We start from the raw sequence: 18023 nt of genomic DNA on the forward strand, positions 1-18023 counted from the left end.
GGGCGCGGACCAGGCGGCGGGGCTGCTCGCGGCGGTGCCGAAGGTGAGCGGCGACTGGGGCAGCGGCCGGCTGCTCACCGGGAAGCTGTTCAGCGTGCTGCTCACCGACGACGGCCGGGTGCTGGCCGGCCTGGTCACCCCGGAGCGGCTCTATCAGGCGGCGCGAAGCTGATCTGACGGATCGGGGGCCCGGACGGCGATGCCGTCCGGGCCCCCTGGCGCGCGGCTTGCGCTCCTGCTCACCCTGGTGCGGTTTGTCATTCCGGCCAGCGAGTCAGGTTCCCTTGCGCGCGTCGTGGACCGCATCTTGACCGTCGCGACCACAGCTGTGTTGCCGGTCATTGCCTGGGTCGTTGCGCGGTTGCTCGCGCCGAACTACTTCACCATGCCCGACCGCCGAACCAGGATCACAGTGGTAGTCATCGTCACCGCCGTGACGGTCATCGGCTATCCCGTTGGCCGGTTCAACGATCGCTTCCTCACCTGCGGAGACTTCCGGTCGCCGGCGATGACGTGCCGAAGAACTGCACCGAAGTCCCCCGTCGCTAGGTGATTGGTCGACTGGCATCACGCGACGGCGCGGCGGTGTGACGTGGGCGCGGGCGGCCGGGCAGGCTTGGTCCGGCGGCTCACCGCGCGGTATCTTTCTCAGTTCAAACACAAAAAGGAATGGCGCGAGACGCCATTCCTGTGCCGATTTTAGCCCATGAGGAGCCGGCTTGTCAACGCACTCCACCGGTGAGCTGCACCAGGACGACGAGATCGGCCGGGAGCAGGAGTACGTCTCGATGCTCTACGGCCGGCTGGACGGCATGCGGGACCAGGCCGCCCGCCGGCTCGCCGAGGAACTGCGCGCCACCGGCGGCACGTTGCAGGCCCGCTCCCAGCGCGACTCGGCGGTCCAGATGTACGCCGACCAGGTCGAGCAGTTCTCGGCGGTGGAGAACGGCCTCTGCTTCGGCCGCCTCGACGGCGACGACGGCGCGGCCCGCTACATCGGCCGGATCGGCATCTTCGACACCGGCGGCGACTACGACCCGCTGCTGATGGACTGGCGGGCCCCCGCGGCCCGGGCCTTCTACCTGGCCACCGCCGCGAACCCGCAGGGCGTACGCCGGCGGCGGCACCTGCGCACCCGGCAGCGGAAGGTGACCGGGCTCAACGACGAGGTGCTCGACCTCGCCACCGCCTCCCCCACCGCCCACGAGGAGCTGACCGGCGAGGCGTCGCTGCTCGCCGCGCTCAACGCCGGCCGGACCGGCCGGATGCGCGACATCGTGGAGACCATCCAGGCCGAGCAGGACCGGATCATCCGCGCCGACCTGCCCGGGGTGCTGGTGGTGCAGGGCGGCCCGGGCACCGGCAAGACGGCGGTCGCGCTGCACCGGGCGGCGTACCTGCTCTACACCCACCGGCAGCAGCTCGCCACCCGGGGCGTGCTCCTGGTCGGGCCGAACGCCACCTTCCTGCGCTACATCTCCCAGGTGCTCCCGGCGCTGGCCGAGACGGGCGTGCTCCTGCGTACCCAGGCCGACCTCTTCCCCGGCGTGAGCGCCCGGCGGACCGAGCCGGCGGAGACCGCGGCGCTCAAGGGCCGCGTGGAGATGACCGAGGTGCTCGCCGCCGCCGTCCGGGACCGGCAGTGGGTGCCCGACGAGCCGCTGGAGATCGAACTGCCGCAGCGGGAGATCCTCACCCTCGACCCCGGGACGGTCCGTGCGGCACGGGAGCGGGCCCGCCGCGCCGGCCGCCCGCACAACCTGGCCCGGGCGCTCTTCGACGTCGAGATCGTGCACGCGCTCGCCGCCCAGGTCGCCGAGCGGATCGGCGCCGACCCGCTGGGCGGGGAGAACCTGCTGTCCGAGGCCGACCTGGCCGAGATCCGCCGCGAGCTGCGCGAGGAACCGGAGGTACGGGCCGCGCTGGACGAGCTCTGGCCGGTGCTCACTCCGCAGCGGCTGCTCGCCGACCTGTACGCCGCGCCGGAGCGGATCGCCGCCGCCGCGCCGATGCTCACCGAGGCGGAGCGGGCGTCGCTGCACCGGGAGCCGGGCGGCTGGACCCCGGCCGACGTGCCGCTGCTCGACGAGGCGGCCGAGCTGCTGGGTGAGGACGAGCGCGCCGCGGCGGCCCGCCGGGAGCGGATCCGCTCCCTGGAACGGGAGTACGCCGAGGGCGTCCTCGAGATCGCCCGCGGCTCCCGCTCCATCGACGTCGAGGACGAGGCGGACGGCGGCGAGATCCTCGGCGTCACCGACCTGATCGACGCCGACCGGCTGCTGGAACGGCAGGAGGAGTCCGAGCGGCTGACCACCGCGCAGCGGGCCGCCGCCGACCGGAGCTGGGCGTTCGGGCACGTCATCGTCGACGAGGCACAGGAGCTGTCCCCGATGGCCTGGCGGCTGCTGATGCGCCGCTGCCCCAGCCGATCGATGACGATCGTCGGACGTGGCCCAGACCGGTGCCCTGTCCGGCACCCCGTCCTGGCGGGAGGCGCTCGAACCGTACGTGGCGCGGCGGTGGCGGCTGGAGGAGCTGACCGTCAGCTATCGCACGCCCGCCGAGATCATGGCGGTCGCCGCCGACGTGCTCGCCGAGATCGACCCGGCGCTGCGCCCACCCCGCTCGGTCCGCGCCAGCGGCATCCCGCCGTGGGACCGTACGGTCCACGCGGACCGGCTCGCCGCCGAACTGGTCGAGGTGACCGCGCGGGAGGCGGCCGGGCTGGACGACGGGCGGCTCGGCGTGATCGTGCCGAGCGGTCGGGTCGACGAGCTGGGCGCCGCCGTCACCGCCGCCCTGCCCGAGGCCGCGGTCGGCGAGCAGCCGGAGCTGGAGAACCGGGTGGTGGTGCTGACCGTCGGGCAGGCCAAGGGGCTGGAGTTCGACTCGGTGCTGGTGGTGGACCCGGAGCGGATCGTGGCCGAGTCGCCGCGCGGGCACAGCGACCTGTACGTCGCGCTCACCCGGGCCACCCAGCGCCTGGGCATCCTCCGCGCCGCCTGACCCCCCGTCCCGGCACCGTTACGGGCCTGGTCGGTGCGCGATCCATCCGGTGGTGGCCTCCCGCGGTCGGGAGGCCACCACCGCCACGTCGGAACGTGCTCCGGTCAGCCCGGGTTGGCTCCCTCGTCGGTGAAGTTGCCGACCTGGGCGGCGGTGCTCGATTCGTCACTGGTGGAGCCGCCGGAAGGGGTGCTCATCCCGCCGGTCCCGGCACCCCCGGTCGTGGTCGGGGCGACCTTGCCCGGGTGCCGCTCCGGCTGCCGCGCCAGCCGTCGGGCGCTGGCCGGGCCGGCCGTGCCACCGGTCGTGGTGATCGCGCCCTGACCCCGGGTCGGGCCGCCGTCCCGCAGCACGGTGGGGTCGACCGGGGCGTGCGCCGGGTCGTCGGGGTCCTCGTCCTGGATGACCCGCAGCACGTCGGTCTGCGGCACGGTGACCTCGTCGAGCGCGCCCTCGCCGTACACGCCCCCGGCGACCCGTTCCTCGGCCCGGCGGGCGGCTTCCTGCCGCATGTCGTCCTCACGCACGTCAACCACCTCGCAGCTGTCTCGGATCGTTCTGCGTGCCCGTCGACCGGCCGGGCAAACCCCCGGACGCGGGTCGTCCCCCGGGGTTCACCGGGACGACTCCCGCCGCTCGCCCGCCCGCCGTCCCGGCTGCCCATGCTGACCGGCGGGTTGGCGGGAACCGCCCGCCCCCGAAGGGAAGACAGCGTGCGAGTCGTACGCCGTACCGCCATCGCCGCCCTGGTGGCGGCGACCGTGACCACCGGCCTCCCGGCCCCCGCCGAGGCGAGCCCGCGGCCGGACCGGACCTTCGACCTGCAGGCCCACCGCGGTGGCCTCGGGCTGCGGGTGGAGAACACCCTCGCCTCGTTCGGCAACGCCCTCCAGCTCGGGGTGAGCACCCTCGAACTGGACGTACAGATCACCTCCGACGGGCAGGCCGTGGTCACCCACGACCGGAAGGTCACCGGCGCCAAGTGCGCCGACACCGCACCGGTGACCCCGGGCGACCCGGAGTTCCCGTACGTCGGCAAGTACGTCAACACACTCACCCTGGCCCAGCTGCGCACTCTGGACTGCGGATCGAAGACCCTGCCCGACAAGCCCGGCCAGCTCGCCGTGCCCGGTGCCCGGATGCCGCTGCTGAGCGAGGTCCTCGCGCTGGTCAAGCGCTACCACGCCGACGACGTGAAGCTCAACGTGGAGACCAAGGTGGAGGCCGGCGCGCCGACCGAGAGCGCGCCGCGCGAGCAGTTCGTCCAGGTCACCGCCCGGGAGATCCGCAACTCCGGGCTGCTCAAGCAGGTCACCATCCAGAGCTTCGACTGGGGCGCGTTGATCCGGATGCGCAGGTCGAGCCCCGGCTGCCCCTGGTGGCCCTGACCAACTACGACTTCCTCCAGGTCGGTGAGCCCGGCGCCTCGCCGTGGCTCGGCGGGCTGGACATCGACGACTTCGGCGGCGACCCGATCGCGGCGATCCGCAGCTTCGGCGCGTCCGCGTTCTCCCCGGTGCACGGCTTCCCCCAGGACGGCAAGGTGACCGACCCCGGCTACCGCCCGTACGTGACGAAGGAGATGGTGGCGCACGCGCACCGCAACGGGATCAAGGTGATCCCGTGGACGGTGGACGACGTGCCGACCATGGCGAAGCTGATCGACGACGGCGTGGACGGCCTCATCACCGACTACCCCGACCGGCTGCGCGACCTGCTCGCCGCGCGCGGCTACCGACTGCCGAAGGCGTACGCGTCGCCGTTCGACATCCAGGCCCACCGCGGCGGCCGGTCCACCCGGCCGGAGAACACCCTGCCCGCGTTCGCGCACGCGCTGGAGAACCGGGCCATCTCGACGCTGGAACTCGACACCGGGGTGACCGCCGACGGGCACCTGGTGGTGCTGCACGACCGGACGATCAACGGCTCGCACTGCGTCGACACCGCCCCCGTGCGAGCCGGTGACCCGAAGTACCCGTACGTGGGCAAGCTGGTGCACGAGCTGACCCTTTCCCAGATCAAGACGATCGACTGCGGGTCGAAGACGCTGGCCGAGTTCCCCGCCCAGGTGGCCGTGCCGGGCGCCCGGATCCCCACCCTCGACGAGGTCTTCGCGCTGGTACGGGCGAGCGGGCGGGACGACGTACGGATGAACATCGAGACGAAGCTCAGCCCGTTGGTGGCGGACACCGAGCCGTACCCGAGCTTCACCCGCAAGCTGGTCGACGCGATCGAGGCGGCGGGCTTCACCCGGCGCGCCACCATCCAGTCCTTCGACTGGCGCACCATCCGGTACGCCCACCGGCTGAACCCGCGCATCGACACGGTCGCCCTGGTCTGGCAGTACGGCCCGGCCGAGTGCGCCGGCCTCGCCGACGAGTGCTCGCTGCGCGCGGTCTACGACGACCCGTCGGTCAAGAGCCCGTGGACCGCGGGCCTGGACTGGTGGCAGCACCAGGACCTGGGCGAGCTGGTCCGGCGGTCGGGCGCGACCACGGTGTCGGCGAACTGGCAGGTGCACGACCCGGCGCAGGGCACGGTGCCGTCGGCCGACTGGTACCTGCGGCAGAACCCGGCATACTTCCACGGACCGGACGTCCGCGCCCTTCAGGGTCGGTACGGGCTGACCGTGGTGCCGTACACCGTCGACGACGCGGCGGTGATGCAGCGGGTCATCGACCTCGGCGTGGACGGGATCATCACCGACGACCCGGAGCTGCTGATCTCGGTCGCCATCCGCAACGGCCTGCGCTGAGCGGACGGCCCCCGGCGGGGCGGCATTCGACCACGGGTCGGTGTTACCTCGCCGGAGCGACGGGTAGACGGGCGGTGCCCGCGCCATGAACGCGAACCGTGCCGTGGCCGAAACGCGGTAGCGGGGCGAGGGAGTGCAGGGAACGACTCATCGCATCCTGAGGAGGACCAGATGAGCACGCAGGCTGCATCCACCAGGCCGATGAACCGGCCGGTGCAGGAAGCGCAGAACCGCGGCGCCATGCAGGAGGCGCCGACCCGTCCGATGCCGATGGCGCAGGACGGACACCGGCAGCCGATGGGGGCACCGGGCACCGAGACCAAGCCGTCGTTCGCGACGACCGAATTCTGGGTCTACCTGGCATCCGTCGCGGCTGTGCTGGTGGCGTCCTATCTGGTCGGCAAGAACTCGGTCGGGGTGGACATCTTCCGTGCCCCGCAGGCGTGGTTCTTCATCACCCTGCTGACCATCGGCTACCTGGGTAGCCGCGGTCTGGCCAAGGCCGGCAGCAACTTCCGCAGCGGCGAGGAGCGCAAGGCCCGACACTGACCGACGAGATCAACATCTGTGTACGACGGCGCCCCGGGACAAGCCCCGGGGCCACCGTCGTCGGTCGTCCTATTCGAAATCCCCGCCGAAGTCACCGAAGTCGCCCTCGAAGGCGTCCCCGATCAGCTCACCGGCGACCAGGCCGCCGGCCACGCCGAGCGCGGTGCCCGCGACCAGCCCGCCCATCCCGTGACCCCGGCCGTGGCCGTGGGACGCGCCGAAGCCCTGGGCGCGCAGGTTGCCGTAGCGGGAGGTGGTCTCGCGCAGCCAGCCGTCGACCACTTGGACCCAGTCGGTCCGGTCGGCGTCGGTGTGCGGGACGGCGTACCGGCCGACCACGTCGTGGCCGGCGCTGAGGAAGCCGCCGCGCTTGTCGCACTCCAGAATCACCTCGACGCCCCGCTGGCTGGTCACGAAGGTCAGCTCGACCTCGGTGACGGTCCGGGCGTACTGCGGCGCGGCGAAGAACTCGATCTCCTGGTAGAACGGCAGCGTCTGCTGCACACCGCGGATGTGGCCGCGTTCCAGGTCGGCGTGCTTGAAGCGGAAACCGAGCGCCTGGAAGGCGTCGAGGATCCGCTCATGGATCGGCAGCGGGTGCACCGCCACATGGTCCAGATCGCTCTTGTCCACCGCGCGGGCCACCGCCAGCTCGGTACGCAGCCCCATCGTCATGCCGTGCAGGCGCTGGCCGTACACGTCGGTGACCGGAGTCTCCCACGGCACCGGCAGCTGGAACGGGATGGCGAGCTGCTGCTTCGGGGCCAGCTCCAGCGGCCCGCTCACCGCCATCCGGTGGAACTCCATGATGCCGGCGTACTCGGAGTCGCCGCCCTCGATCTCGACCCGGGTGACCAGGCCGACGGTGATCTGCTCGATGCTGGCCGGCGCGTCCCCGCCGACGAGGTTGACGTGCCCGTCGAGGGTGAGCCCGGGTCGGGTGTTCGGGTTGGTCAGCACGGTGTCGACGCTGGGGCCGCCCACGCCGAACGCGCTCAACATCTTCTTGAAGACCATCGATCACTCCCGCGGAACGGCGTTCCACCGTGGAACGTCGGAGCCATTGCTCAGGGCACCCTAACGCGAGCCCCTGTGAAGTGCCTGTGAACGCGGTCAGGCGGCGTCGACGACGATCAGCTCGCCGACCTGCTCGCCGATCTGGCGGCGCCCCTCCGGGGGCAGCTTCGCATCGGTGACCAACACGTCGGCGTCCTCCAGCGGGGCGATGGTGGCGATGCCGATGGTCTCCCACTTGGTGTGGTCGGCGAGCACCACCAGCCGGCGGGCGGAGCTGATCAGCCGGCGGTTGACCGCCGCCTCCAGCAGGTTTGGGGTGGTGAATCCCGTCCGTGGGCTCATCCCGTGCACGCCGAGGAAGAGCAGGTCGACGTTGAGGGCGGCGATCGCCGCCTCGGCCACCGGCCCGGTCAGCGCGTCCGACGGGGTACGGATGCCGCCGGTCAGCACCACGGTCTGGTCGGCGCGCGGGTTCTGGTAGAGCGCGTCGGCGACCGGGATCGAGTTGGTCACCACGGTCAGCCCGCGGACGTCGGCCAGCTTCGCGGCGAGGGCGGCGGTGGTGGTGCCGGCGGACAGCGCGATCGCCATGCCCGGCTCGACCATGGCAGCGGCCCGGTCGGCAATGGCCTGCTTCTCGGCCTGCTGGCGGATCGACTTCGCGGCGAAGCCGGGTTCCTCGGCGGAACCCGGACCGGCCAGGGTCGCCCCGCCGTGGACCTTGTCGACCAGCCCCCGCTCGGCGAGCACCTCCAGGTCCCGCCGGATCGTCATGTCGGACACCCCGAAGCGGCTGACCAGGTGGCTGACCCGGACGCCGCCGCGCTGGCGGATCAGCTCCAGGATGGCGCTCTGCCGTTGCTGGGCGAGCATCTGACCTCCTTCTGGCGCACGGGAACGGTAGCCGGGCTCACGCCGCGTCCGCGGCCCGGTCCACCGGCGTCTCCGCCGTCTGGACCCCGGCCGCGGACCCGGTGCCGGTCTCCTCGCGCAGCACGGCCACCTCGCCGGCCGGTACGACCAACTCGCCGTCGCAGCGGGCGCCGCCGAGCAGCTCGGTCCCGGTCGCCGCGAGCCGGGCGTCGGCGTCGGTGTGGTTGATGACGAACAGCCAGCTCCGGTCGGCGCCGCGGCGGCGGACCACCTCGACGCCGGGCGGCGCGGCCACCGGCGGGCGGGCGCCGGACTCGGCGAGCAGCCGGGCCACGAGACGGTCGGTGGCCGCCTCGTCGAGCCGGGTGCCGACGTACCAGGCGGCGCCGGCGCCGACGGTGTGCCGGGTCAGCGCGGCCACGCCGGGCAGCGGCCCGTCGGTGTACGAGGCGAGCACCTCCGCCCCCTCCGGGTGCAGCCACTCGGTCCACACGTCGGCGGTGGCGCCGTCGTCGAGGGTCACCTGCTCGCCCTCGCGCAGCGGGAAGAACTCCTCGGTGCGGAGGCCGAGCAGTTCCCGGAACGCGCCGGGGTAGCCGCCGAGCCGGATGTGGTCGTGCTCGTCGACGATGCCGCTGAAGTAGGTGACCAGCGCGGTCCCGCCGGCCTCGACGTACCGGCGCAGCGCCTCGGCGTCGGCATCGCGGACCAGGTACAGGGTGGGCGCCAGGACCAGCCGGTAGCGGGACAGGTCGGCCGACGGGTGCACCACGTCGGCGGTGACCCCGGCCCGCCAGAGCGCGCCGTGCAGGGCGGCGAGCCGGTCTACGTAGGTGACGTCGACGCTCGGGTGCGAGTCGAGTTCCGCGCCCCACCAGGCCTCGTAGTCGAACAGGATCGCCACGTCGCGTCGACCCGGCTGCCGCGTATCTCGGCGAGCGCCTTCAGGTCGGCGCCGAGCTGGCAGACCTCGCGGAACACCTTGGTCTCCGGGCCGGCGTGCGGCACCAGCGCCGAGTGGAACTTCTCGGCGCCGGCGCGGGAGGCCCGCCACTGGAAGAAGAGCACCCCGTCGGCGCCGCGCGCCACGTGCGCGAGGCTGTTGCGGCGCAACTGACCGGGGGTCTTCGCCACGTTGCGCGGCTGCCAGTTGACCGCGCTGGTGGAGTGCTCCATCAGCAGCCACGGGTCGCCGCCGGCGACGCCGCGGGTGTGGTCGGCGGCGAGCGCGAGGTTGACCTGCGGCTGCGGGTCGGCGGCGACGAGGTAGTGGTCGTTGGCGACCACGTCCACGTCGGCGGCCCAGGAGTGGTAGTCCAGGTACTTGACGCCGGTGCCGATCATGAAGTTGGTGGTGACCGGCTGCGGGGCCAGCCGGGTGAGCAGCTCCCGCTCGGCGCGAAGCTGGGCCCGCTGCTCGTCGGAGGAGAAGCGCAGGAAGTCCAGCTGCTGGGTGGGGTTGGCGAAGGTGGGCGCGGTGCGCGGCGGGTTGATCTCGGCCCAGTCGTGGTAGCGCTGGCTCCAGAAGGCGGTGCCCCAGGCGGCGTTGAGCGAGGCCAGGTCGCCGTAGCGGTCGCGCAGCCAGCGGCGGAACGCCTCGGCGCTGACGTCGCAGTAGCAGTGCACGTTGTGGCAGCCCAGCTCGTTGGAGACGTGCCACATCACCACCGCCGGGTGCGCGGCGTACCGGCCGGCGACCGCCTCGACCAGGGCGAGCGACCGCTCGCGGAAGACCGGCGAGCTGGGGCAGTAGGCCTGCCGGCCGCCCGGCCAGAGAATCGCCCCGTCGGCCCGGCGGGGCAGCGTCTCCGGGTGCCGGTGGGCCAGCCACGGCGGCGGGCTGGCGGTGGCGGTGGCCAGGTCCACCCGGATCCCCCCGTCGTGCAGCACGTCGAGGGCCCGGTCCAGCCAGCCGAAGTCGAACTCGCCGGGGGCGGGCTCCAGCAAGGCCCAGGAGAAGATGCCGACCGAGACCAGGTTGACCCCGGCCCGGCGCATCAGCGCGACGTCCTCGAGCCAGGTCTGCTCGGGCCACTGCTCCGGGTTGTAGTCCGCGCCGTACCAGATTCCGTCGCCGTGCCAGCTCCGCATGAGAGCAGAGCGTGCACCTCGACGACACCCAAGTCAACACTTTCCAACATCGACGGATTTTCCAACGTTTACCTTGTCTCGGCCGTGTCACGACTGGGTTATCAGTGCCCGTCGACCCTCTTGACAGCGTCGCACGGAGGGGTAGCTTGACGAGCCACCGGCTGTTTGTGTTCGGACATGTGGATTCACGGTGGATCTATCCTGGCCCGCGCGAACACCGATCCCCGCCACCACTCACGGCCCTTGGGCGCAGCGCACCTCTTCCACGCAGGAGGCACAATGTCCCGTCCCAGATCGCAAGCCGAGTACCTCGCCCGACTCGTACCCCCGTCCGTCGCCGGCCTGAACCGCCGCTCGCTGCTGACCGGCGCGGCCGGCACCGGCGCGCTGCTCGGCACGGGACTGCTCGCCGGCTGCGGCGGCTCCGACTCCGACTCCGGCGCGGGCTCGAAGACGGTCTCGCTCGGCTCGAACGCTTCGGACCCGACGCCGAAGGACGTCCTCGCCAAGGTGACGGCGGGCTTCCAGAGCTCGTCCGGGATCCAGGTCGCGGTCAACACCGTCGACCACAACACGTTCCAGGAGAACATCAACAACTACCTGCAGGGCAAGCCGGACGACGTGTTCACCTGGTTCGCCGGCTACCGGATGCGGTTCTTCGCCGCCAAGGGCCTGGCCGGCGACGTCAGCGACGTCTGGGGCAAGCTCTCCGGCTACTCCGACGCCTTCAAGAAGGCCTCGACCGGTGACGACGGCAAGCAGTACTTCGTGCCCATGTCGTACTACCCGTGGGCGGTCTTCTACCGCAAGTCCGTCTGGCAGCAGCACGGCTACCAGGTGCCGAAGACCCTCGACGACCTGAACACGCTCGGCGCGCAGATGAAGAAGGACGGCCTCAACCCGATCGCCTTCGCCGACAAGGACGGCTGGCCGGCGATGGGCACCTTCGACATCCTCAACCTGCGGATCAACGGCTACCAGTTCCACGTCGACCTGATGGCCGGCAAGGAGGCGTGGACCTCCGACAAGGTGAAGAAGGTCTTCGACACCTGGGCCGGGCTGCTGCCGCTGCACCAGCCGGACGCCCTGGGCCGGACCTGGCAGGAGGCCGCCCAGTCGTTGCAGCAGAAGAAGAGCGGCATGTACCTGCTCGGTCTCTTCGTCGCCCAGCAGTTCAACAACGACGAGCAGGACGACATCGACTTCTTCACCTTCCCCGAGGTCGACTCGACCATCGGGGCCAAGGCCCTGGACGCGCCGATCGACGGCTACATGATGGCCCGCAAGCCGAAGTCCGAGGCGAACGCCAAGAAGCTGCTCGAGTACATCGGCGGCGTCGACGCCGCGAACATCACCGTGAAGAACGACCCCGGCACCCTGGTGGCCAACACCGGCGCGGACACCAGCGGCTACACCGCACTGAAGAAGAAGGCCGCGGAACTGGTCGGCTCGGCCACCGAGATCGCGCAGTTCCTCGACCGGGACACCCGGCCGGACTTCGCCTCGACCGTGATCATCCCGGCGTTGCAGCAGTTCATCAAGAACCCGAAGGACATCGGCGGACTGCTGACCAGCGTCGAGAACCAGAAGAAGTCGATCTTCACCAGCTGACGGCGAGAGGGGGAGGACATCGTGTCCGACCTGCCCCTGATCCAAGCGGATCGCGCCGTGCCGCCGCCGGCCGCGACCACCTCCACGGGTGGTCGTGGCCGCCGGCTACGGCTCCTGTCCCGCACCGACCGCGTGGTGATCACGCTGATGGTGCTCGTACCCCTGCTGCTCGTCATCGCTCTGGTCTGGCTGCCGGCCCTGGCCACCGTGCTGCTCTCCGGCACTAACTGGGACGGCATCGGGCCGGTGAGCGAGATCGACTGGGTCGGGCTGAAGAACTACGACGACGTGGTGAACATCTACCCGCCGTTCGTGCCCGCGGTGCAGAACAACCTGCTCTGGCTGGCCGCGCTCTTCGTGGTGGCGACGCCGTTCGGCATGTTCCTCGCCGTGCTGCTGGACAAGGAGCTGCGCGGGAGCCGGTTCTACCAGACCGCGCTCTACCTGCCGGTGGTGCTCTCGCTGGCCCTGATCGGGTTCGTCTGGCAGCTCATCTACAGCCGTGACCAGGGTCTGCTCAACGCCGTCCTGGGCACGAGCACCGACTGGTACGGCGATTCGAACGTCAACATCTGGGCGGTGCTCGTCGCCGCCGGCTGGCGGCACGTCGGCTACATCATGCTTCTCTACCTGGCCGGCCTGAAGGGCGTCGACCCGTCGCTGCGGGAGGCCGCAGCGGTGGACGGCTCCTCGGAGGCGAGCACCTTCTTCCGGGTGGTCTTCCCGGTGATGCGGCCGATCAACATCATCGTGCTGGTGGTGACGGTGATCGAGTCGCTGCGCGCGTTCGACCTGGTCTGGGTCATCAACAAGGGTCGCAACGGGCTCGAGCTGATCTCCGCGCTGGTCACCTCCAACGTGGTGGGCGAGGCCAGCCGGATCGGCTTCGGCTCCGCGCTGGCGACCATCATGCTGGTGGTCTCCCTGGTCTTCATCACCCTCTATCTGGCCACCGTGATGAGGGAGGACCGGCGATGAGCACCGCGACCCTGACCCGTGAGCCCGCGGCCACCGCCTCGGCGCCCCGCCGCCGGCCGCTGCGGCCCGCCCGGGTGGTCCTGCACCTCTTCCTGGCCGCGGTCGCCGTCGGCTGGCTCTTCCCGATCCTCTGGGCGGTGCTGACCTCGCTGCGCTCGTACCAGTACACCGCCAGCCACGGGTACGTCTCGTTCGGCGGTTGGACCCTCGACAACTACGTGACCGCCTGGCAGACCGCCGAGTTCGGCAAGCACTTCCTCAACTCGGTCTACATCACCGTCCCGGCCGTGCTGCTGACCCTCTTCCTGGCCTCCTGCGTGGCGTTCGTGATCGCCCGGTTCAGCTGGAAGATCAACATCGTCCTGCTCGGCCTCTTCACCGCGGCGAACCTGCTGCCGCAGCAGGCCCTGCTGATCCCGCTGTTCCGGCTCTTCACCGAGGTGCCGCTGCCGGAGTTCATGAGCGACTCGGAACTGCTGTACGACAGCTACTGGGGGCTGATCCTGGTCAACGTCGCGTTCCAGTGCGGCTTCTGCGTCTTCGTGCTGAGCAACTACATGAAGGCCCTGCCGCACGAGCTGTACGAGGCGGCGATGGTCGACGGGGCGAGCGTCTGGCGGCAGTACTGGCAGGTCACGATGCCGCTGTGCCGGCCGGCCCTGGCCGCGCTCGCCACCCTGGAGGTGACCTGGATCTACAACGAGTTCTTCTGGGCCACCGTGCTGATGCGTAGCGGGGACAAGTTCCCGGTGACCAGCTCGCTGAACAACCTGCGCGGCGAGTTCTTCACCGACAACAACCTCGTCTCGGCCGGCTCGGTGCTGGTCGCCGTCCCCACCCTGGTGATCTTCTTCCTGTTGCAGAAGCAGTTCGTCCGGGGCCTCACTCTGGGAGCCAGCAAGGGATGACCATCGTCCACCTGCGCCGCGCGCGGACCAGCCTGGTGCTCGACGCGCGCGGCCCCGGCCTGCCCCGGGTCGTGCACTGGGGCGCCGACCTGGGCCCGCTCCACGACGACGACCTGGCGGCGCTGGTCGACGCCACCATCCCCCCGGTCGTACCGAGCAGCTTCGACGCGCCCACCGTGCTGTCCCTGCTGCCCGAGGCGAGCGCCGGCTGGAGCGGGCGACCGGGTCTCGCCGGCCACCGGAACGGCCGGGACTGGTCGACAGCCTTCCGCCTCGACCGGCTCGACGTGGCCGACCCCGGCCCGGACCCGAGCCGCGTGGCGCGGGGCGGCGGCGCGGTGGGCGTACCGGGGAAGGACGGTGCGCACGACGGGCCCGGCGCCGCGCGGGTGACCGTGCGGGCCTCGGACCCGGGCGCGACGCTGTCGCTGGCCATCGAGATCAGCCTGGACCCGCACGGCCTGCTGACGGTCCGGCACCGGCTGCGCAACGACGGCGACGCCCCCTACGAGGTGCGCGAGCTGACCCCGGTGCTGCCGGTGCCGGCGGTCGCCACCGAACTGCTCGACCTGACCGGCCGCTGGTGCCGGGAACGCGCGCCGCAGCGGCACCCGTGGCCGATGGGCGCCTGGGTGCGGGAGGGCCGGCACGGGCGGACCGGGCACGACGCGACGCTGCTGCTGGTCGCCGGCACGGCCGGCTTCGGCTTCGGCCACGGCGAGATGTGGGCGGTGCACACCGCGTGGAGCGGCGACCACGTCACCGTCGCCGAACGCCGCCCCACCGGCGAGTCCACGCTGGGCGGTGGGGAACTGCTCGCCCCCGGCGAGATCGTGCTCGCCGCCGGCGAGGAGTACGCCACTCCCCTGCTCTACGCCGTCCACTCGACCACCGGGCTGGACGGGCTCAGCGACGTGCTGCACGCCCACCTGCGCGCCCGTCCCGAGCACCCGCGCTCCCCCCGGCCGGTCACCCTCAACGTCTGGGAGGCGGTCTACTTCGACCACGACCTGGACCGGCTCAAGGACCTCGCCGACCGGGCCGCCGAGGTGGGCGTGGAACGCTTCGTCCTCGACGACGGCTGGTTCCGGGGCCGCCGGCACGACCGGGCCGGCCTGGGCGACTGGTGGGTCGACGACGACGTCTGGCCGGACGGCCTGCAACCGCTCATCGACCACGTCCGCAAGCACGGGATGCAGTTCGGGCTCTGGGTCGAGCCGGAGATGGTCAACCCCGACTCCGACCTGTTCCGCGCCCACCCGGACTGGCTGCTCCAGGTGCCCGGGCGGCTGCCGCCGGAGTGGCGCCACCAGCAGGTGCTCGACCTGGCCCACCCCGACGCGTACGCCCACCTGCTGTCCCGGTTGGACGCGGTGCTCCGCGAGCACGATGGGATCGCCTACCTGAAGTGGGACCACAACCGGGACCTCACCGAGGCCGGGCACGCCGGCCGGCCCGGGGTGCACGCGCAAACCCTGGCGGTCTACCGGTTGCTGGACGAGCTGCGCGCCCGGCACCCGGGCGTGGAGATCGAGAGCTGCTCCTCCGGCGGCGCCCGGGTCGACCTGGAGATCCTGCGCCGCACCGACCGGGTGTGGGCCAGCGACTGCAACGACGCCCTGGAACGGCTGGCCATCCAGCGCTGGACCGGCCTGCTGCTCCCGCCCGAGCTGATCGGCACCCACATCGGACCGCAGCGTTCGCACACCACCCACCGGGTGCACGAGCTGGGCTTCCGGGCGGTCACCGCGCTCTTCGGCCACCACGGCATCGAGTGGGACATCAGCGGGATCACCGCGACCGAGCGGGCGGAACTCGCCGCCTGGGTGGCGCTGCACAAGCGGCTCCGCCCGCTGCTGCACGGCGGCCGGGTGGTCCGGGTCGACCACCCCGACCCGGCCGTCCAGGCGCACGGCGTGGTCGCGCACGACCGCTCCCACGCGGTGTACGCGGTCTCCCGGCTCACCACCTCCGTGGCGCAGGTGCCGGGGATGGTGCGCCTGCCGGGCCTGGACCCGTCCCGCCGCTATCTGGTCCGCCCGCCGGCCGGGGTGCCGGAACCGGCGCTGTTGCAGCTCAGCCCGCCGGGGTGGCTCGCCTCCGACGACGGGGTGACGCTGAGCGGGTCGGTGCTGGGTTCCGTGGGGCTTCAGCTGCCCGCCCTGCATCCGGAGCAGGCGCTGCTGCTGGAGGCCAGGGCGGTCGAGTGAGGGGTTCCCGACGAAGATTTTCGGAATCTTCGCCGACGGATGTCGAGAACCGGGGTGGCAGCTTCTACCGGAGGGTGGAAGCACCGAGAATCGGTGCACAGGCGTGAGGAGCGAACCGTGAAGTACATGCTGCTGATGCAGTTCAGCGCCGCCGGGACCGACTTCCCGTCGATCGACACCTGGACGCCGGAGGAGATCCAGGCGCACATCGGGTTCATGCACGAGGTCAACGCGAAGCTCACCGCCGACGGCGAGTGGGTCCAGGGAGAGGGCCTGGGCGGGCCGCAGCAGGCGCGGATCGTCCGGGCCGGCGCCGGCGGCGCGCCGGTGGTGACCGAGGGCCCGTTCGCGGAGACCAAGGAGTTCCTCGCCGGCTGGTGGATCGTCGACTGCGAGACCCCGGAGCGGGCGGTCGAGATCGCCGCGCACATCTCCACCGCGCCCGGTCCGGGCGGCCGGCCGCTGAACATGCCGATCGAGGTGCACCCGGTCATGTCGGCGCCACCGCAGGAGATCTGACGCCTGGACACGCCGGAACCAATCGTCGAGGACCTGCTGCGCGAGCTGGCGCCGCAGGTCCTCGGCGTGCTCACCCGACGGTTCGGTGACTTCGCCACCGCCGAGGACGCGGTGCAGGAGGCGCTGCTCGCCGCGGCGACGCAGTGGCCGGTCGACGGGCTGCCGGACAATCCGCGCGGCTGGCTCGTCCAGGTCGCGTACCGCCGCATGATCGAGCTGGTCCGGGCCGAGGCGGCCCGGCGCGACCGGGAGGACCGCGCCGCCCGGCGGGAGGGCGACGACCGGCGGACCGCGCCGGCCGCGGACGAGCCGCTCATCGCGGACCGGGACGACACCCTGGTCCTGCTCTTCCTCTGCTGCCACCCGTCGCTGTCGACGCGTCGGCGATCGCGCTGACCCTGCGGGCGGTGGGCGGGCTCAGCACCGCCGAGATCGCCCGCGCCTTCCTCGTCCCCGAGGCCACCATGGCGCAGCGCGTCAGCCGTGCCAAGCAGGTCATCCGCGCCTCGGGACTGCCCTTCCGGATGCCGGACGAGGGTGAGCGGCAGGACCGGCTCGCGACGGTGCTGCACGTGCTCTACCTGATCTTCACGGAGGGGCACACCGCCAGCGGCGGTGCGGACCTGCGGCGGGTGGACCTGTCCGAGGAGGCGATCCGGCTGACCCGAGGTGTGCACGCGCTGCTGCCCGACGACAGCGAGGTGGCCGGGCTGCTCGCGCTGATGCTGCTCACCGACGCTCGGGCCGCGGCCCGGACCGGCCCGTCCGGCGAGCTGATCTCCCTCGCCGACCAGGACCGCAACCGGTGGGACCCGGCCGCGATCGCCGAGGGCACCGCGCTGGTCAGCCGGGCGATGGCGCACGGACCGGTCGGGCCGTACCAGCTCCAGGCCGCCATCGCCGCGCTGCACGACGAGGCGCCCACCGCCGCGGCGACCGACTGGGCGCAGATCCTCGCCCTCTACCAGGTGCTGGAGCGCATCTCCGCCAACCCGGTGGTCTCGCTCAACCGGGCGGTCGCGACCGCGATGGTGCACGGCCCCGCCGCCGGGCTGGCCGCCCTCGACGCGCTGGACGCCGACCCCCGGCTGGCCGGGCACCACCGGCTCGACGCGGCCCGAGCCCACCTGCACGAGATGGCCGGCGACCCGCGCCGGGCGACGGCCCACTACCGGGCCGCGGCCGCGCGGACCACGAGCCTGCCCGAGCAGCGCTACCTGACGATGCGGGCCGCCCGCCTGGCGTGCGGGACGACCGACGGTGAGCCGCCGGCCGGACAGCTGCCCTGACGCGGGTCGACCGGCGCTCCTCGAAGGACATCGCGGGCCGCCACACGGGCGATCATCCCCACCACACGATGTTGCGCCGCTCCGTCTGAACCGGTCAAGGCGGGACTGTAGGCAGCATCGGCCGTGCGGTAAGACGTCCGGCCGGGCAAGCGGACGCCAGGGTTGACCGCCCGCCGGCGGGGTATCCGGTGACGATCCGCCCGGAAGGAGGGCCACA

Annotated in this window: 12 protein-coding genes and 3 pseudogenes; 11 read left to right on the top strand and 4 right to left on the bottom strand. The window is 72.0% G+C overall.

Annotation, left to right across the window (positions count from 1 at the left end):
• Nucleotides 1-247: 247 nt before the first annotated feature.
• Both JNW87_RS11040 and JNW87_RS11045 read left to right on the top strand, forming a co-directional pair.
• Nucleotides 248-553, top strand: coding sequence for a hypothetical protein (locus JNW87_RS11040; RefSeq protein ID WP_161557823.1), 306 nt, complete (start codon nucleotides 248-250; stop codon nucleotides 551-553).
• Between the two features lie 235 nt (nucleotides 554-788).
• Nucleotides 789-3006 (top strand): annotated as a pseudogene (locus JNW87_RS11045) (HelD family protein).
• Between the two features lie 104 nt (nucleotides 3007-3110).
• On the opposite strand, the gene JNW87_RS11050 reads toward JNW87_RS11045, so the two are convergent.
• Nucleotides 3111-3533, bottom strand: coding sequence for a hypothetical protein (locus tag JNW87_RS11050; RefSeq protein WP_109801831.1), 423 nt, complete (start codon nucleotides 3531-3533; stop codon nucleotides 3111-3113).
• 135 nt (nucleotides 3534-3668) lie between these two features.
• Between JNW87_RS11050 and JNW87_RS11055 the strand changes: the two genes are divergently transcribed.
• The 3 genes from JNW87_RS11055 to JNW87_RS11065 all read left to right on the top strand — a co-directional run bounded on the left by JNW87_RS11055 (nucleotide 3669) and on the right by JNW87_RS11065 (nucleotide 6310).
• A complete protein-coding gene (locus JNW87_RS11055; protein WP_238453610.1) occupies nucleotides 3669-4394 on the top strand; it encodes a glycerophosphodiester phosphodiesterase family protein in 726 nt (241 codons plus the stop codon).
• On the top strand, nucleotides 4385-5761 hold the full coding sequence (locus tag JNW87_RS11060) for a glycerophosphodiester phosphodiesterase family protein (protein ID WP_238453611.1): 1377 nt from the start codon (nucleotides 4385-4387) through the stop codon (nucleotides 5759-5761). Before JNW87_RS11055 ends, JNW87_RS11060 begins: the two co-directional genes overlap by 10 nt.
• A 171-nt stretch (nucleotides 5762-5932) precedes the next feature.
• The gene (locus tag JNW87_RS11065) at nucleotides 5933-6310 is read left to right on the top strand and encodes a hypothetical protein (protein WP_109801823.1); all 378 of its coding nucleotides are present in this window, start codon (nucleotides 5933-5935) and stop codon (nucleotides 6308-6310) included.
• Between the two features lie 69 nt (nucleotides 6311-6379).
• Here the strand turns inward: JNW87_RS11065 and JNW87_RS11070 are convergent, their stop codons facing one another.
• The 3 genes and pseudogenes from JNW87_RS11070 to JNW87_RS11080 all read right to left on the bottom strand — a co-directional run bounded on the left by JNW87_RS11070 (nucleotide 6380) and on the right by JNW87_RS11080 (nucleotide 10291).
• Nucleotides 6380-7327, bottom strand: a complete 948-nt coding sequence (locus tag JNW87_RS11070; protein WP_109801822.1) for a sporulation protein — start codon at nucleotides 7325-7327, stop codon at nucleotides 6380-6382.
• A 96-nt stretch (nucleotides 7328-7423) separates the two neighbouring features.
• Entirely contained in the window at nucleotides 7424-8200 is a 777-nt protein-coding gene (locus tag JNW87_RS11075) for a DeoR/GlpR family DNA-binding transcription regulator (RefSeq protein WP_238453612.1), read from the bottom strand.
• 37 nt (nucleotides 8201-8237) lie between these two features.
• Nucleotides 8238-10291 (bottom strand): annotated as a pseudogene (locus tag JNW87_RS11080) (beta-galactosidase).
• 279 nt (nucleotides 10292-10570) lie between these two features.
• Between JNW87_RS11080 and JNW87_RS11085 the strand changes: the two are divergent.
• From JNW87_RS11085 to JNW87_RS11110, 6 genes and pseudogenes are all read left to right on the top strand, one after another.
• Nucleotides 10571-11902, top strand: a complete 1332-nt coding sequence (locus JNW87_RS11085; RefSeq protein ID WP_238453613.1) for an ABC transporter substrate-binding protein — start codon at nucleotides 10571-10573, stop codon at nucleotides 11900-11902.
• A 21-nt stretch (nucleotides 11903-11923) separates the two neighbouring features.
• Nucleotides 11924-12880, top strand: a complete 957-nt coding sequence (locus JNW87_RS11090) for a carbohydrate ABC transporter permease (protein ID WP_109801818.1) — start codon at nucleotides 11924-11926, stop codon at nucleotides 12878-12880.
• Nucleotides 12877-13788 (top strand): carbohydrate ABC transporter permease, encoded by a 912-nt coding sequence (locus tag JNW87_RS11095; protein WP_109801817.1) that lies wholly within the window; start codon nucleotides 12877-12879, stop codon nucleotides 13786-13788. The genes JNW87_RS11090 and JNW87_RS11095 overlap by 4 nt, the downstream gene beginning before the upstream one ends.
• Nucleotides 13785-15998: an alpha-galactosidase gene (locus tag JNW87_RS11100; protein WP_238453614.1), complete on the top strand. Its 2214-nt coding sequence runs from the start codon at nucleotides 13785-13787 to the stop codon at nucleotides 15996-15998. Before JNW87_RS11095 ends, JNW87_RS11100 begins: the two co-directional genes overlap by 4 nt.
• A gap of 126 nt (nucleotides 15999-16124) precedes the next feature.
• Nucleotides 16125-16517 carry a YciI family protein gene (locus JNW87_RS11105; RefSeq protein ID WP_201749642.1) on the top strand — a complete coding sequence of 131 codons (393 nt, stop codon included), beginning with the start codon at nucleotides 16125-16127 and terminating at the stop codon, nucleotides 16515-16517.
• Between the two features lie 21 nt (nucleotides 16518-16538).
• Nucleotides 16539-17806, top strand: a pseudogene (locus JNW87_RS11110) (RNA polymerase sigma factor).
• Nucleotides 17807-18023 lie beyond the last annotated feature (217 nt).

It is taken from the genome of Micromonospora sp. ATA51 (genome assembly GCF_016802855.1).
GTDB classification, from domain to species: Bacteria; Actinomycetota; Actinomycetes; order Mycobacteriales; family Micromonosporaceae; genus Micromonospora; species Micromonospora sicca.

Coding starts and splice junctions, on each gene's coding strand:
- JNW87_RS11085 (WP_238453613.1), top strand. CDS start 10,571: ATGTCCCGTCCCAGATCGCAAGCCGAGTACCTCGCCCGACTCGTACCC.
- JNW87_RS11095 (WP_109801817.1), top strand. CDS start 12,877: ATGAGCACCGCGACCCTGACCCGTGAGCCCGCGGCCACCGCCTCGGCG.
- JNW87_RS11070 (WP_109801822.1), bottom strand. CDS start 7,327: ATGGTCTTCAAGAAGATGTTGAGCGCGTTCGGCGTGGGCGGCCCCAGC.
- JNW87_RS11065 (WP_109801823.1), top strand. CDS start 5,933: ATGAGCACGCAGGCTGCATCCACCAGGCCGATGAACCGGCCGGTGCAG.
- JNW87_RS11100 (WP_238453614.1), top strand. CDS start 13,785: ATGACCATCGTCCACCTGCGCCGCGCGCGGACCAGCCTGGTGCTCGAC.
- JNW87_RS11055 (WP_238453610.1), top strand. CDS start 3,669: ATGCTGACCGGCGGGTTGGCGGGAACCGCCCGCCCCCGAAGGGAAGAC.
- JNW87_RS11075 (WP_238453612.1), bottom strand. CDS start 8,200: ATGCTCGCCCAGCAACGGCAGAGCGCCATCCTGGAGCTGATCCGCCAG.
- JNW87_RS11105 (WP_201749642.1), top strand. CDS start 16,125: ATGCTGCTGATGCAGTTCAGCGCCGCCGGGACCGACTTCCCGTCGATC.